The 15326-nt window shown below is 54.9% G+C and carries 9 protein-coding genes; 6 read left to right on the top strand and 3 right to left on the bottom strand.

What is annotated here, in order from left to right:
* Positions 1-17: 17 nt before the first annotated feature.
* The 3 genes from AAFJ72_RS15540 to AAFJ72_RS15530 form a co-directional block, all read right to left on the bottom strand.
* A complete protein-coding gene (locus AAFJ72_RS15540; protein ID WP_432774610.1) occupies positions 18-3170 on the bottom strand; it encodes a PBP1A family penicillin-binding protein in 3153 nt (1050 codons plus the stop codon).
* Positions 3171-3350: 180 nt separating this feature from the next.
* Entirely contained in the window at positions 3351-3950 is a 600-nt protein-coding gene (gene rpsD / locus AAFJ72_RS15535; RefSeq protein WP_122905361.1) for a 30S ribosomal protein S4, read from the bottom strand.
* 285 nt (positions 3951-4235) lie between these two features.
* Complete coding sequence (locus tag AAFJ72_RS15530; RefSeq protein ID WP_432774609.1) at positions 4236-6524, bottom strand: YcdB/YcdC domain-containing protein; 2289 nt, start codon at positions 6522-6524, stop codon at positions 4236-4238.
* A gap of 313 nt (positions 6525-6837) precedes the next feature.
* On the opposite strand from AAFJ72_RS15530, the gene AAFJ72_RS15525 reads away from it, so the two are divergent.
* The 6 genes from AAFJ72_RS15525 (at position 6838) to AAFJ72_RS15500 (ending at position 15324) form a co-directional block, all read left to right on the top strand.
* Positions 6838-7419 carry a histidine phosphatase family protein gene (locus AAFJ72_RS15525; protein WP_432774608.1) on the top strand — a complete coding sequence of 194 codons (582 nt, stop codon included), beginning with the start codon at positions 6838-6840 and terminating at the stop codon, positions 7417-7419.
* Between the two features lie 38 nt (positions 7420-7457).
* On the top strand, positions 7458-9692 hold the full coding sequence (locus AAFJ72_RS15520) for a sensor domain-containing diguanylate cyclase (protein ID WP_432777203.1): 2235 nt from the start codon (positions 7458-7460) through the stop codon (positions 9690-9692).
* 117 nt (positions 9693-9809) lie between these two features.
* A complete protein-coding gene (locus tag AAFJ72_RS15515; RefSeq protein WP_432774606.1) occupies positions 9810-10805 on the top strand; it encodes an MBL fold metallo-hydrolase in 996 nt (331 codons plus the stop codon).
* Between the two features lie 125 nt (positions 10806-10930).
* Positions 10931-11833 (top strand): hypothetical protein, encoded by a 903-nt coding sequence (locus AAFJ72_RS15510; RefSeq protein WP_432774605.1) that lies wholly within the window; start codon positions 10931-10933, stop codon positions 11831-11833.
* Positions 11834-12199: 366 nt separating this feature from the next.
* A complete protein-coding gene (refZ, locus tag AAFJ72_RS15505; protein ID WP_432774603.1) occupies positions 12200-12802 on the top strand; it encodes a forespore capture DNA-binding protein RefZ in 603 nt (200 codons plus the stop codon).
* 71 nt (positions 12803-12873) lie between these two features.
* A complete protein-coding gene (locus AAFJ72_RS15500; RefSeq protein ID WP_432774601.1) occupies positions 12874-15324 on the top strand; it encodes a septation ring formation regulator EzrA in 2451 nt (816 codons plus the stop codon).
* Positions 15325-15326 lie beyond the last annotated feature (2 nt).

The following is a 15326-nucleotide window of genomic DNA, read 5'->3' as shown; positions in this document are numbered from 1 at the left end:
ATTCTTCCTACCTTAGTCTATTCAGTGGTGGTTGCCGTTACGTTGTTGGAATGTGGCGATTCTCCGTAACTGTTGACGGCGGTGACGTAGTAGCTGCCGTTCGGCACAGCTGCCGCGTGTGTATAGCTTGTGGCGGATACCGTGTCGAGGAGCAAATAGCCGCTTGCCGCATCAGGGCTGAAATACACGTTATAGGCCATGACCTGTTCCGCTTGGCTGTTGGCCTTCCAGGACAGCTTCACGCTGTTTCCGCTCATCGTGAGCGACAACGATTTCGGAGCGGACGGAGGCGCGGCCGACGGCGTATTCGTATTCGAGCCCGTGCTGGCGTTCGAACTGCCGCTTCCGCTATCTCCCGACCATGGCACGCCAGGGTTGGCAGGGTCGGTGCCGGTGTTGTCAGGCAGTGTGCTGCCGTCCGGTTGCGTACCCGGATTCGGAATCTCCCACGTCTGGGCAGAGCCGACAGAGGCGATGGCAGAAGGCGATGATTCATTTCCGGCTATATCGACCGCAGTGACATAGTAGCCTGCGCCGCCGCTTCTTGCAGTTGTATCGGTGAAGCTCAGTTCAGCCGGATCTTTTACCGTCGCGATTTTGACAAAGCCGTTTTGCGCGTCGGCGCGGTAGATGCGGTATCCTACCAGGTCAGGCTCTTTTGCCGATTGCCAGGAGAGGGTAATTTGCTTGCCTGCGCCGCTTGCGGTTACACCGCTTGGTGCTGCCGGCGTTCCGCCGACCTCTGTGCGCGGGTCTTCCTTGTCCGGAAGACGCTGCTCCCAATCTGGCGGCTTGACGGCAACGCTCTTGTTTTTGGCCTGAATCTGCTCCTTGGACGGAAGCGGATCAGGGGAGCGGTAGAAGATGCCTTCGGTGACGAAATCGTCCGGAGTGCCTTCCTTCGCCAGATAGCGCTCGCCGTTATACGTTATCAGACGCGCTTTTTGGTGAGAGTCGTCCACCTTCGTCGGAACGAAGCGGCGGTTGAACAGATCGGTAATCAGATGCCCCGCCTGCCTGGACAGCTCGCTTGGCAACAGGCCGGATTTGGAGTCGACTGTCGCCGTGACGATTCCCGCCGGCTTCTGGAACGTAGCGTCAGGAGGAGACAGGTGCGGGTGTTTCTCGATAATCTCCTTCATGACCTTGCCCCAGACGACCATCGGCACGTATTTGTCTGCGTCCGGCATCGGGTACGGTTCGTCAAAGCCGACCCAGACACCCATGGACAGCTCCGGCGTGTAGCCGACGAACCACAAGTCGTTGCTGTTGTTCGTCGTCCCGGTCTTGCCTGCGACGTCGACCTTGCGCGGAACGAATTTGCGAATGTGCGTACCTGTTCCGGAGTTGACGACGGTGCGCATCATGTCAGTAATCAGATAGGCGGTTTGTTCGCTGTACACTTGCACTGGCTGGGCTTCGTGACGATAGATCACTTTGCCCTGGCTGTCTTCAATCCGCTCGATGAGGTAGGCGTCCACGAACGAGCCGTGGTTGGCAAACGTGGCGTAGGCGTTGGTCATTTCTTCTGCCGTCGTCCCGTATGTAAGACCGCCGATTACGCCTGTTGCAGCGTAGTTGTCTGCCTCGACCAGTGTAGTGATGCCCATTTTCTTGACGTATTCCAGCGCGGTAGGAATGCCGACCTTCAAATACGTCTTGATCGCCGGGATATTCCAGGACATCCGCAGCGCTTCCCGCGCACTCATGATCCCTTGCCATTTGTTGTTCCAGTTTTTCGGCAGGTGCGTGCCGTTTTGCCCGTCGGCGAGCAGCACAGGTGCGTCGTCGATTGGCGAGGCTGGCTGCAAAAGTCCCAGCTCAAAGGCCGGCGCGTACGCAGCGAGCGGCTTCATGGCCGAACCCGGCTGACGCGGAACCGTCGCGTGGTTCGTCTGCTCCACCTTGAAGTCGCGACCGCCGATCATCCCCAGGATCGCTCCCGTTTTGTTGTGGATCAGCATGGCGCCGACTTCTTCCAGCGCGTTCTCGATTGTTTCCGTCTTGCCGTTCGAGCGGCGGATCGTGTAGGTGCGGTTTTTCCCGAAGTTGTTCGGATCGGCCGCGACTGCCTGCATGATGCTGTAGACGTTTTTGTCAATCGTGGTGTAGACCTTGTAGCCTTTGCGCAAAATATCCCGGCGCTTGTCCTCGACCAGCTGGCGGTATTCGTTGCGGCCGATGGTGGACTTGTCGCGCCCTTTTTCCGCGAGATCGGCATCGACCAGCTGACGGGCGGCCCGCTCCTCGATCTCCATCATCAAAAACGGAACTTCGCGGTATGCCTGCTGGGTTGGCTTGGCCAGCTGCGCCTTCAGATCGGCATTGAGAGCGTCATCGTATTGCGTCTGGGTGATGTAGCCGTTTTCCAGCATGCGGTCGAGCACCATTTTCTGGCGTTCCTTGCCGCGCTGGTAGCTCTCGGCGCGAAACGGCGAGTAGGCGCCAGGGTTTTGAATCATGCCTGCGAGATAAGAGGCTTCGCTGAGATTCAATTCCTTGACATCCTTGCCGAAAATCCCTTTGGCCGCGGCCTGCACGCCGTACACGTTTGAGCCGTTGGCGTTTTTTCCGAAGTAGATTTCGTTCATGTAGGCTTCCAAAATCTGATCTTTGGAAAACATGCGCTCGATCCGGATGGCGCTGAAAATTTCCCGCGCTTTGCGGGTGTGGCTCACTTCAGCGGAAAGGATCGTATTTTTTACAAGCTGCTGCGTAATCGTACTACCGCCTGTCACGACAGGCTGGTTGGTGAATTCCTGAATCGCCCCGCGTAGCGTGGATTGAAAAGAAACGCCTGAATGGTGGTAGTAGTTTTTGTCTTCTGTGGCAATGATGGCGTTGATTAAATAAGGAGAAACGTCTGCTTTTCTCACCAAGCGCCGGTCGCCTTCCTCAGCCCGCAGTTGGCCGATGAGAGAGCCGTCGTTGTAGTAGGCGAATCCCGTCAGATAATTGGTGAAAATCTTGTCCTCCAACTCTTCCTTGCTGCGCACGGGCTCGTCTTTGACGAGTGCGGCAACATAACCTGTCACGATTCCTCCGGCGACAGCCGCCCCCATGAGTCCGAGCAGAAACACCATCTGAACGATGATCCAGATCAATCTGCCACGGCTACGGCGTCGCTTTTTTTTCGACGGTTCAGAGGAAGATGTGTGGTTGTTCGACATAGTCTACGACCCCCTAGCATACCACCTGATTATACCATACGAGGAACCTTGAGGGTAGAAGCGATGAGGGGGACAGTGGAGAAGTTGCGTGTCGTGTCATAATGTGTCAAAAGTTGTTGAAGCGGGATAAATAAAAAAGAGCAGGCCGACGAGCGGCGCTGCTCTTTTGCTTCCAGACGATTAACGGCTGTAGAACTCAACGATCAGAACTTCGTTGATTTCGGAAGGCATTTCTTCACGGTCTGGCAGACGAGTGTAGGTACCTTCAGCAGTAGCATCGTTGAAAGAGATGTAGTTTGGCAGGAAAGTACGGCTTTCCAGAGAGTCCTTAATCAGTTGCACATTGCGGGACTTCTCACGGATGGAAATCACATCACCCGGTTGTACGCGGTAGGATGGGATGTTCACTTTTTTGCCGTTTACCAGGAAGTGACCATGGTTTACCAGCTGACGAGCAGCAGGGCGAGTTGGAGCGAAGCCCATGCGGTATACCAGGTTGTCCAGGCGGGATTCCAGCAATTTCATGAAGTTTTCACCGACTACGCCAGCCATTTTGCTAGCTTGGTCGAAAGTGCGGCGGAATTGTTTTTCGCTCAGGCCGAACATGTGACGCAGTTTTTGCTTTTCTTGCAGCTGAATTCCGTACTCGGACAGCTTGCGACGGTTGTTGTGACCGTGTTGGCCAGGCGGGAAGTTGCGTTTGATGTCTTTTCCTGTACCGTCGAGGGAGATTCCCAGACGACGAGCCAGTTTGTGACGAGGTCCTGTGTAACGTGACATGTATTCAGTCTCCTTTAAATTGGATTCGTAGGTGTTTACTTCCGAAAGGCTAGTTCCTGCTTTATCTACACGAACTTCGGACGGTAGCGTTTCCGCATCGTGCTCCTCACAGATATTCAGCCGCAGTCTGTAAAGGGAGGGAACTAAGAGGGTACATCCTTCCGTTTTTACCTACAATCAATGCTACCCTGTACACATACAATCAATAATAATAGGCAAGGTGTAAAGAAGTCAAGAGAAAAGAAACACGCCACTTCTGGAGAAGAGATGGCGTGTTTCTTTCATTTAATCACGGAGAAAGTCTGATTCCGTATCCACGTTGCCGCGTTTTTCCAGGAAGCGTGTAAACGTAACGGCCGCATCTGCCCGCGACACCGCGCCCTGCGGCTGGAACTTCGTCTTGTCGGTCGGGACGATGCCCAGTGTCGTAGCGATAATGATCGAAGCGCGGTGCTTGGTGTTGCCGATGTCGGTGAGCGGCGACTGGAACATGCCTGGGTAGTCTGTGAGCTTCTTGTAGCCGAGCGCGCGCACGATCATGTCGGCCAGCTCTTCACGGTTGATCGGCTCATCCGGGTTCAGCTTGGAAGCATTTTTGTCCAACAGGCCGCGGTCCACCGCACCTTCGACCGCAGAGAAGAAGCGCGAGTCGTTTGCCACGTCGCTGAAGGTCGCCTTGCGTTCCAGGGAGTACACCGGGTAGTGGCGGCCCTGGTTCAGACTAATCATCAGCATCTCGATCATTTCGCCGCGTGTGATCGGCTTTTGCGGCAAGATTTTGCCATCCTCCAGCGAGAGCGCCTCGTATTCGTACATCAGGGACAGCTCCTTCTCGGCCGGATGACCCTTGAGGTCGAGCGGTGCTGGCCGGTGCAGGTTGAGCACTTTTCCGGATGAAGCAGAGCGCCACTCTCCTGTCGTCGCATCCAGGAAGTAAGGCTGCTCGAACGGCGTGGACGTTACGCGGTAGACGAGCTTCGCTGTTCTTTTCGGAACGTAGGAAGGCAGTTCCTTCACCTTTTTGTCGTCTTCCTCGCTGAGCGGCTCAAGGGCGTACACCGCTTCTGCCGCAGACTCCTTCCACCAGGCCTGGATCGCTTCGTCGTCAGACAGATGATTCGGGACTTTAGTCGGATACGTTTCGCTGCCAAAATCAGTTCGATAGGACAAAAGTTCGCCTGTCTGCGCATCGTAATAGAGGTAAGCCGAGCCGCTGGCAGCCGCGATCCCGTTGATGTACCGTCCCAGGGTGATCCGGTACTGGTTGGCTTTAAACGGCTCTATTTCTTCCTCGTCGCGATCGACCAGATACAACTGGTGGGCCGAGGTCGGCGTCCATTTGCGGACGGTTTCCATAGCGGCTGCCTGCAGTTTTTTCAGATCGAGCGTCTTGGCGGGCTTTTCTTCCTCATCTCGCTTCGATTTCCCCTTGCTGTACGAGTAAACGTCGCCAGTGACGGCGTCAAAGCTTACGTAGATGTAGTTGTCGTTTTCCTTGCCTTTTTCCATGTATTCGAGCTCCCACACGGGCCGGTTGCCCCGGTATTCTCGCTCGCTGTAGTTGGCGGAGCGCAGCTCGTACTTGCCGAGGTCAAACGTTTTTTTCGCCCATTCAATGGCTTCCTCCTGGCTGAGCGCAGTTCCCGAACGGAGAGGGGAAAGCGGCTTGCTGCTGACGGCGACAGGCTCCTTGCTTTCGCCGCGGGGTTTAAGGGAGCGGTTCAAGGCTTTTCCGCTTTGGGCGTCGAGATAAAAGGTGAATGGATTTTGATAGCCGAGCGTGACGGTATCTTTCTCAGCGCCTGTCCGCTCCCACGGAAGCAGGTACGAAAGCTGCGGGTCAGCCTGCTCCTGGAACAGCTTTTTTGCTTCCTCCAAAGAAATTTGCTTGTCTGGCTTCTCGAACTTCACGTCGTTCCACAACAGGGAAAAATCGCTGACGATGCCTGCGCCGTTGACCGTGATGTCCACGCCGTTGTCCGGGAACAGCACATCGTCCACGACACGGACGAAGCGGAATGTGTAGGAAACGTCGGCCGTAAGCGGCGTTTTCGGCTCGGGCAGCTCACGCAGGTAAAGGCGGGTTTCCGCGGCTTTGCCAGGGTTGTTCTTTTTCAAAAATTGCTCTGCTGCTGCACGGGCGTCTGCATAGGAAACCCGTTTGGCATAGGGCAGGTTGCTGCGGCTTTGGTCGTAATGGGAATAGGAGGTCAGCTCCCCGGTATTGGCGTTGATGCTGACGCTGTAGGACAAGAGCACTTTCTCGTTCTTCGGGTCCTTTTTGTTCCAGCCGAACGACCATTCCGGAAACGAGCGCCAGTTGTCAGCCGAACGGAACGACACGTTTGACAGCGTGAGTCCGCTGGTTGGCACAAACTTGGCAGCGAGCGTAAGTGCTGCTTCTTTCGACAGCTTTACTTTGCTTGTGGCTGCCAGAGTCGCACCGTTCAGCTGGGGACTGGCGACGATTTTGCTAGCTGTAGCTTCCGGTGTGTTTGCGTGCGCTTGGGCAACAGGAAGCAGCAGGCTTGCTGTCAATACGAATGAGCTGGATCGGATTATCCAAGGCTTCATGAAAATTCCCCCTGTGGTGTAATAGCTTTTGCTTATAACCTCTGACGAGGAAAAAAACGAAATCGTTTCATTTCGTCGAAAGAGAACCATTTGCCATAAATCTAGGAATTTTGTACCAAATGTTAACGGATCAAACTAGAATTGTGTACAACCATCTTATATAATAAGTAGTACTATCCATCACAACATGAGAAAGACTGCCTTGACTGTTTGATTTTCGCAAGCGGTCATCTCTATTTTTCGAATATCTCCGCTCTGGGTCAGACCTGCAGGCTGCCAGGGGCGGTTTACACAGAAAAGGAGCTATTGCGTTTTGGAAACCATCATGTATCTCGTTCGCCACGGAGAAACAGAGTGGAATCAGAGTCGACGCATTCAGGGACACAGTGACATCGCTTTGAACGAGCACGGCAGGCGGCAGGCGGAACTGGTAGCCGACCGGTTCCGAAGCGAGACGATTCACGCTGTTTATTCCAGCGATTTAAGTCGTGCGCGTGAGACTGCTGCCAAAATTGCCGCAAATTTCTCCATTTCCGTAGGCACGCAGCCTAATTTGCGCGAGCGCTGCTACGGGCAGTGGGAGGGGCTGACCTACGAGGAGATTCGTAAGCGCTTTGAAAATCAGGATGAGGCTTCCTGCGGGATTGAGACGTTTGAGGACATGCAGCGGCGTGTGGTGGCTGCTCTGACCGAGCTGGCTGTGAAGCATCAGAATGAGGCAATTGTGGTGGTTTCGCACGGCGGCCTCATCAACAGCTTTTTGCACTATGTAACAGCAGGGGAGCAGGGAACCGGGATTACGCGCATCGACAACACGGGAATTTCCGTGTTCCGCTATGCCGACCGCAGGTGGGAAGTGCTCCAGGTAAATGATACTGACCATTTGGAAGCTTGAGAAAATGCTGAGAGAGGGAGTTTCTCGTGGCAAGTAAAATGTTGGGGAAGTTAGAGACGGTCTTTTCCTACACGGCGCATTTTATCCTGCAATCTTGGCCGGAAAATAGCCCAGGCCTCCTTTTCCTGACAGATTCCGGGGGCCGTGTAATCAACTTCATGGACATGCATGATAGTCAATCTGGAAACTCTCTGTCTGCGGCTGCGCGCGAGTACGTCCAGACCGGGAAAGTCTGCCATTATATTTTGGAAGCGCTCGGCACGAAAGAGGTCGTTGTCAAGACCAAAAACGGGTACGTCTACGGAGCCTTTCCGCTGAAGGAGCTGGATGGCAGTGTACGGGCCGTCATTGGCATGATCGTCGCGCAGCAAGAGATTGAATTCGACTTGGGTGCGTACATGCGGGGGCTGGAGCCGCTCATTCGCATGGGGTACGATGCGTACATCCAGCACGCGACCAGCCAGATCGTGACAGATTTGACCCTGTATGACACCGCGCGGGATTTGCTGACCAACTTGACTAGACAAATCAGCAGCATCATTTCAAAAGGCTATTGCTCGGCAGTGAAGCTCTCCGAAGAGGGAGTGCTGGTCCCACAGGATTGTGTCACGACGGAAGAAGCGGAGCCAGGCCAGGCTCATATCGCCCAATTGGTCACGCGCATCGGAAATACGCCAATCACGCCGATGGCACTCGACGATCATCGGGTCATCGTGGTCCCGGTAAGTCTGAATTCCGTTCCGCTGTACGCCCTGTTTTTGCACTTGCCGCCCAAGGAGCAGGACTGCTTCTATGATACACGCGACGTCGCCTTCCTGCAGGAGATCGCGGAAAAGGCGAGCTGTGCCCTCTGGCGTGCGATCATGTCCGACGATTTGCGCCGGGAAGCGAACAAAAAGGATCTGCTCTACCAGCTCATGTCAAAAATTCAGGCGTCCATTGACGTCAATGACGTCCTCCACGAGATCGTCACCAGCATCCCCAGCCTGTATCCGTATTTTTCGGTCGAGCTGTTCCTGACTGTGGAGCCGGATGCCACCACGCCCGTCAAGCAGCTGTCGTTCCAGGAAGACGAGCCGTCCACCAGCACGAAAGCGTACCTGGAAGGGCGATTGGTCGCAGAAGAAGTGGGCGAAGGCGATCAGCGGGTGACGGTAATTGCCGCGCCGCTTTTGGGCAAGCAAGGAATTTACGGCGTTTTGCAGGTGACTTCGAATCAGCCGATTTCGTTGAGCCAGCATGAGAAGGATTACATTGCCATTTTGGCCGATACAGCAGGCACTGCATTTGAAAATGCCCAGCTTTACCAGCAATCGCGCAATCTGATACGCGAACTGCGTCTCATCAACGACATGGCCAGACAGCTGAACAAAAGTCTGGATTTAAAGGAAATTCTCGATTTTGTGACGGAAATGATGCAAGCGACATTCGATGCGGAGTTTTGCGCCATTTTGCGAAAACAGCCGGAAGAAGACAAGTTTGATGTGCTCTCGGCGTCAATCCCCGCCTTCAACGGCACCGTCGTCAACGCGCTTGAAAAACCGTTTCGGCAGATCATGCAGAGCAAGCAGACGCTGCTTCTTGCCCAGCCTGGCGCGGGTCCGCTTCCGTTTTCCATGTATTCCTGCTGCTCGCTCATGGGGGTTCCGCTTGTTGTGGAGGGCGAAATTAGCGGAGTGCTTCTAGTCGCTGATTCCCGCTATCATTCTTTTAGTTTTGACGACTACAAGCTGCTCGAAATTTTCGGCCAGCACGCAAGCCTCGCCATGACCAATGCCGTTTTGCACAACGAGATGGAGCGCATGGTCATTACGGACAATTTGACCGGGCTGTTCACGAGACGCTATCTGAACGAGCAAGTCAGGGCATCGCTTGCCAAGGACAACTACGGCTCGCTGATTTTGATCGATATTGACTACTTCAAGACGGTAAACGATACATTCGGACACCAGGTCGGAGACGAAGTGCTGATCCAGGTGGCCAACCTCATCCGTCACAGCATCAGAGAGAGCGATATTGCTGCGCGCTGGGGCGGAGAGGAGCTTGCTGTCTACCTGCCGCGCGTAGACAAGGCGACCGCTCACGCTGTCGCCGAGAGAATCAGGCAGTGCGTAGAGAAGGAGACGTCTCCGCGAGTGACGATTTCATGCGGTCTCGCGAAATGGAACAGGGAGATGGACGTCAATCTGAGCGTCGAAGCCTTGTTCCACCAGGCGGATATTGCGTTGTACGAAGCAAAAAATTCTGGCAGAAACCAGGTTGTTCTCGCCTAGAGCCAAACCAATGGCTCTTTTCTCTTTTTGATATGCTTTTTTGCAGTGCGGTTGACTCCTGTATAAGATATATCGGCAAAAACAGGGGAAACTTGAAATAAGAGGGAGGAGTTGACCATGGACACGCGTGAGTTTCGCACCAGGGCGACACAAATTGCACCGGATATTTACTGTCTGGAAATTCCTACCCCGTTCAGTGTCGGAGCGGTCAACGTCTACTTGATAAAGGGCGACAAGCTGACGCTGGTCGATGTGGGGCCGAAGACAGATGAGGCGTGGCAAGCGCTCGTGGAAGGCTTGCAGTCCGCCGGAGTTCGCGTGGAGGAGATCGAGCAGATTGTGCTGACGCACCATCACGTTGACCATTGTGGGCAGCTGGAAAAAGTACGACAGCTCTCCGGCGCCCAGACGCTGGCTCATCCGCAAGCGGCGCCATACGTCGAGCTGGATGCAGACTTCATGGATTTTCACGACCAGTTTTTTCTTGAGCTGTACCAAAAAAGCGGCGTGCCGAGCGACATGCTGGTCATCATTGCCAAGTTTCACAAGCTGATAACGACCTTTTCCGAGCCCAGCCGGATCGACGTATTGCTCAAGCATGAGCAGCGGGTGCCGCATCTGGAGGAATGGCAGGTACTCTACACGCCAGGGCACAGCCAAAGTCACCTGTCCCTGTACAGAGAGCGGGATCGCACCATGATCGGCGGCGATCACATCATCGGACACATTTCCTCCAATGCCTTTATCGAACCGCCGCGAGATCGTTCGGGGGCACGGCCGCTTACGCTCGTTCAATACCGGACGGCGCTGCAAATGTGTGCAGACATGGAAATCGACCGGGTGCTGTCGGGTCACGGCGAGATCGTCACCAACCATCGGGAGCTGATTCTCGCCCGTCTGCAAAAAAACTGGAGCAGGACAGACACACTGCGCCAACTGCTTGCCGATGGCGAAAAAACAGCTTACGAGCTGACCACGCTTTTGTTCCCTACCCTGTATGAAAAAGAGCTGCCGCTGACGCTTTCCGAGACGATCGGGCATATCGACCTGCTGACGATTTTGCACCAGATCGAGGTAACGGAAAAAGACGGCGTTTTGTACTACCACCTGTAGCCAGACCAATCCCTGTCATTGGCTGTCCAAGCAGAATAAGCCTATTCCTCCCCGGAAACGCTAAAAGGGACAATTATCCTGAAACCACCTGGAAGTGGCCGAAGGGTAGCCAAGGGAGGAAGCGTATGCGCAAGTATTGGACGATATGCCTGTTGACAGTGGCATGTACGGTTGGCGGCTGCACTCAAATGGGCGTCAAGCAAAACCCCAGCTCCACCTTTGAAGAGGTGCGCGACCAGTTTGCGGCCCAGAGCTCGTATGCGTTTTACGGCAGGACCAAGCTTTTGACCGCAAACAGCGCCAATGCCAACATGGTGAACTTTTCCGGACGCAAAGACGGCGAGGCAGAGTATATGAATGTGAAAATTTCCGTCCCGGAGGAAAAGCGGGTGCAGACATTGGCGCTTTTGCGTGAGGGCAGCGAACTGTACGCCAAGCAGGAGCAAGGGGAAAAATGGAAGCCCGTACCGGGAGATGGCGTCGCTCTGCGGCAGGAGATGGACAACTGGAGTCCCAGTTTTTGTTTCCAACAATTGGATGAAATGAAAAAGGACGTCCGCCAACTGCCGGATGAAAACCCCAGGGACGATCTGGAAGCGATCAGTGTCACGCTGGATTCAGCCAAGCTGAAGGCGTGGCTGTCTGCGCAAATGCAGGAGCAGGCTGCCGCAGGCTCGCGGATTCAGTCCGCCGCAGGGCCGTTTCCCGGGCACAAGCCGAAGCTGAAGCTGGCGATGCAACTGTCCGATGGGGACTGGGCAGGGGCGAGCGTGCGCCAGGGAGGCACTTCGATTCAAGCGAAGCAGTCCCAGGACGTAAAGGCATTGGTCGATCAGATGGACGTTGAAGCAGAGTGCACGATTTACTACAACAAAAACACGATGCTCCCGACCAACATGACGATGTCGATCCGCTCCGCTTACGATTTGCATGACCAGCGGGTAAAAGAGCATTCCCAGGTGGAGACCTTTTTGCAAAATTACGGGCGGGCAAAGCCGGTCCCGGCCCCGGACGAGGGCGCCAAATAAGGAGCAAAAGAACAGACGCTCACTTTCCATTGTCAGCGGACAGGGAGCGTCTTTTTTCTGTCAGGGGCATGCGTTTGTGATGCAGGTCGGCAGGTGCGGCGGCCAGGACAGGCTGCCGGGGGTTTTTCGTCTGGCAGAGGTAACTCTTTTCGGACTTTGCGCGTCTTTATTCATGGCAAAGAGGCGCACACCGAGCCGCTTTCTTCCCAGCTTTTTTCTAGGGCGAACTGCATTCCTAGAAGGAATACAGGAAAACTTTGTCGAACTAACAACAAGTCTATCTTTTTGCGTCGAAAAATCATGAATTGACTTTCAGGCAATTGTCGCCTCTGGTTTTGCTGAGCGTAAAGGGGATGGGAATCAGCGATGGATCAGACGAAAATGCGTATTTTGTCCGCAGCCGCAAAGCTGTTTGACACATACGGCTACAAAGGGACGTCCGTTAGACAAATCGCTGCCGAAGCACAAGTAAACGCCGCGCTGATTTCTTATCACTTCCAGGGCAAGCAGGGAGTGCTGGAGACCCTGATCGCCTCTTATTTTGAGACGCTGTTTCGGCTGCTGGAAGAGCAGGAAGCCGAGCAGCAGCATGTCTCTGCCATTGAACGACTTGAACAGGTGATCCAGCTTTATTTGCGCTTTCAACTGGAGCATGCGCCAATCACCAGGCTGGTTCATCGGGAGCTGAGTGTCGAGTCGATGCTTGCCCGTGAAGTGATGACGCTGTACATGAGCCGATGGAAGCACGGCCTTTCCCGCGTGATGGAGGGCGGTGTGGCATCGGGCGATTTTTTGCCTGTATCGGTTGATCGCATAGTGCTGGCCGTAAGCAGCCAGATGATATATCCGTTTTTACAACCGCAAATGGTTCGCCAGGTTTACGATCTGGAGCCGTTTTCCGAGGAGTTCGCCAGGTGGCTGCAAGATTCCATCATGCGCTTTTTGCGCGGAATTTTGCTGCCCGACTAGGATGCGCCGCCCTCGAAGGCTTTCGTCAATAGCCTGGCACAGCGAAGTTTTCCAAAGGGGATGTTTGACAAGTGAAACGAAAACTATTCCTGCTCTGTCTGGCAGGCATGTTGCTATACACGAATCCGGCTTACGCCACACCTTTTCCGGACAAAACCGATGAGGTCGTGCAGGACGCCGACAACTACATGAAAAAAGAAGAAAAGGAAAAGTTTGCACAGTCTCTGCAAAGCTTGCCTGGCAGCTACAAGGTCGTCGTGGTGGAAAGTACGGCGCCGGAAGCAGAATCCCCTGACATGTACGCGCAGAAGCTGTTTGACAACTACAATTTGGCTGAGGACGCGTTGATGGTCGTGCTCGACTACAATACCGAGCAGCTCGGGATGTACGCAGGGCCAGCCTTGCAGGCCAAAGGCGTGACGACAGAGCTTTTGCACGACAAAATTGCGTCGTACTACGATCCTTTTCGCAACCAGAAGCAGTATTTGACCGGCATTCAGACTGTGATCGGGGAAGTGAACCGGGAGCTGAGCAGCATTTCGGACAAGCAGGCAGCAGCGACTGCGAGTGATGCGAAAGCGCAGGAGCAGCCGGAAGAAACAGACATGCTGGGCGGCATTCCGTGGTGGATCTACCTGATCGGCGCTGTGTTTGCGGGGCTGTCTGTCCTGTTGATCTACGCCATGATTCGCCGCCGCTCGATTTTCAGGCAGGTCGATGACGTAGAGGACTGGAAGGACGAGCTGGTTGAAAAAATCAACGTCATCGAGGTGGAAAAGCCGCTGCGCCGCTCCAGCGGAATGACAGAGGTGCGCTATCACCACCTGGCGGACAAAAAAGAAAACCTGCTGCGCATTCGCATTCCGGATGTGGAGATGATGATTCTCGATGCGGAGGAAGCGTGCGACCGTTTCCGTTTTTCCCTGGCTTTGGGCATGCTGGATGAGGCGAGAGAGACGCTGACCCAGATCGAGGACGAGCTGAATGATCTGAAGGAAGACACGACAAAGGTAGCGATTGCCAAGCAGGAGAGCAAGGTCGTCATTCCGGAAATCGGCAAGCAGGTGGAGCAGATGGAGCGCCGCCTGTCCGATTTGCGTCTGGAATACGGACTGGCTTTTCACGAGCTGAAAGCGTCGCTGGACGAGGTAGAGACGATGAGAAACCTCGTGAAAACGTCGCGGGCGGCAGGCGACGATATTGCCGCCTATGATACGACGCTCAAGGCTCAGCAGTTGCTGGAGCAGGTCGGAAAAGCGATGGAGCAGATCCCGGCGCTGGTGCAGCGCGTGAAAAAGGAAATGCCGGAGGAGTTCAGACAGCTGGAGGACGGAATCAGCCAGGCGACCCGCGACGGTTTTGACTTGAACCAGGATTCGCTGGACAAGGCGATGCTGCAAGCCAAGCAATTGCTATCCTCTGCGAAAGGCGCGCTGGAAGAGGGCAATCTGGAGATGGTCATGACGCATTCCAAGGCGTTTGACGTTTTGATCGAAGCTACCTACCAGAGCATCGAAGAAGGAGTGCTGGCTCAGCACGAGGCAGCGGCCGCTTCGGCGCAAGTCCAGGAACCGCCGGTGCTTGCAGAAGAGTCGCACGCAGGTGAGGAAGAAGCCGAGCAAGCGAACAGTGTGCCGCCTGAAAAAGAACAGGAAGGCAGCGACGCGGAAGTCGCAGCGATCATCGAGCAGGCTCAGGAAGTGCAGCCACCAGTCGTCGACGAGCAGCCGCCGCAGGAGCAGCGGGAGTCCGTTCGCGAGGAACAGGAACCACAAGCGAACAGGCAGCTGGCGGAAGCGGGCGAGTTTGCTTCCGACACAGCAGTTGCGGCAGACACGCGCGACCAACTGAGCGAGGCGGAACGGACTGTGCTGCTTAAGGCCGTCAAAGGACCTGCGAATGCAAAGAAACAAAGCATGGCAGATGCGCACGCCCAGCAGGAAAGCAGCGACCACGCAGAAGCCGAGTACGAGCTGGTCATTCCGAAGAGCCAGATGAAGCCGGAGGAGCCTTATCAGGAGGAAGAGCCGGATTATTTGCTGATCGAGACAGAGGATGATGCCCTCGACGAGCTGGAACGCATTTCCAGTACACTCATCCGTGTGCGCCAGCAGATCAAGCGCAGCTATTTGCCGGGTGTTCCAGATCAGCTCAAGTATATGTTTGAAGAAGTCGTCCAGACGTTGGGGCGGATCAAGACGATCATGGAGCAATACCGTTACGATCTGGAGGAAGTGGCGATTTTGATCCAGGAAGCGCACGAACTGGTCGTAGAAACGGAGCGGATGGCCGAGCAGACGATTTCGGCCTGCCAGCTGGCGGAAGGAGCCATCCAGTACACCAACCGCTATCGCAGGCAAAACCGCTATGTCAATGAACTGCTGACCAAAGCGGAGCAGGCGTTCAGACAACTGTCCTTCACGGAAGCTTACCAGCTGGCGGAAGAGGCGCGTCTCGTCGTGGAAGGCGAGCCGGACAGGGAGGACAATCGCTGGCTTTTGCGCAGAAAGAAAAAGGGGTGAGG

The sequence above is a fragment of the Brevibacillus gelatini genome (assembly GCF_050920745.1).
GTDB classification, from domain to species: domain Bacteria; phylum Bacillota; class Bacilli; order Brevibacillales; family Brevibacillaceae; genus Brevibacillus; species Brevibacillus gelatini.
The sequence above is the reverse complement of the archived record's forward strand: the minus strand, read 5'-3'. Positions and strand labels throughout refer to the sequence as shown.

Coding starts and splice junctions, on each gene's coding strand:
- rpsD (WP_122905361.1), bottom strand. CDS start 3,950: ATGTCACGTTACACAGGACCTCGTCACAAACTGGCTCGTCGTCTGGGA.
- AAFJ72_RS15540 (WP_432774610.1), bottom strand. CDS start 3,170: ATGTCGAACAACCACACATCTTCCTCTGAACCGTCGAAAAAAAAGCGA.
- refZ (WP_432774603.1), top strand. CDS start 12,200: ATGGATCAGACGAAAATGCGTATTTTGTCCGCAGCCGCAAAGCTGTTT.
- AAFJ72_RS15510 (WP_432774605.1), top strand. CDS start 10,931: ATGCGCAAGTATTGGACGATATGCCTGTTGACAGTGGCATGTACGGTT.
- AAFJ72_RS15520 (WP_432777203.1), top strand. CDS start 7,458: ATGTTGGGGAAGTTAGAGACGGTCTTTTCCTACACGGCGCATTTTATC.
- AAFJ72_RS15515 (WP_432774606.1), top strand. CDS start 9,810: ATGGACACGCGTGAGTTTCGCACCAGGGCGACACAAATTGCACCGGAT.
- AAFJ72_RS15530 (WP_432774609.1), bottom strand. CDS start 6,524: ATGAAGCCTTGGATAATCCGATCCAGCTCATTCGTATTGACAGCAAGC.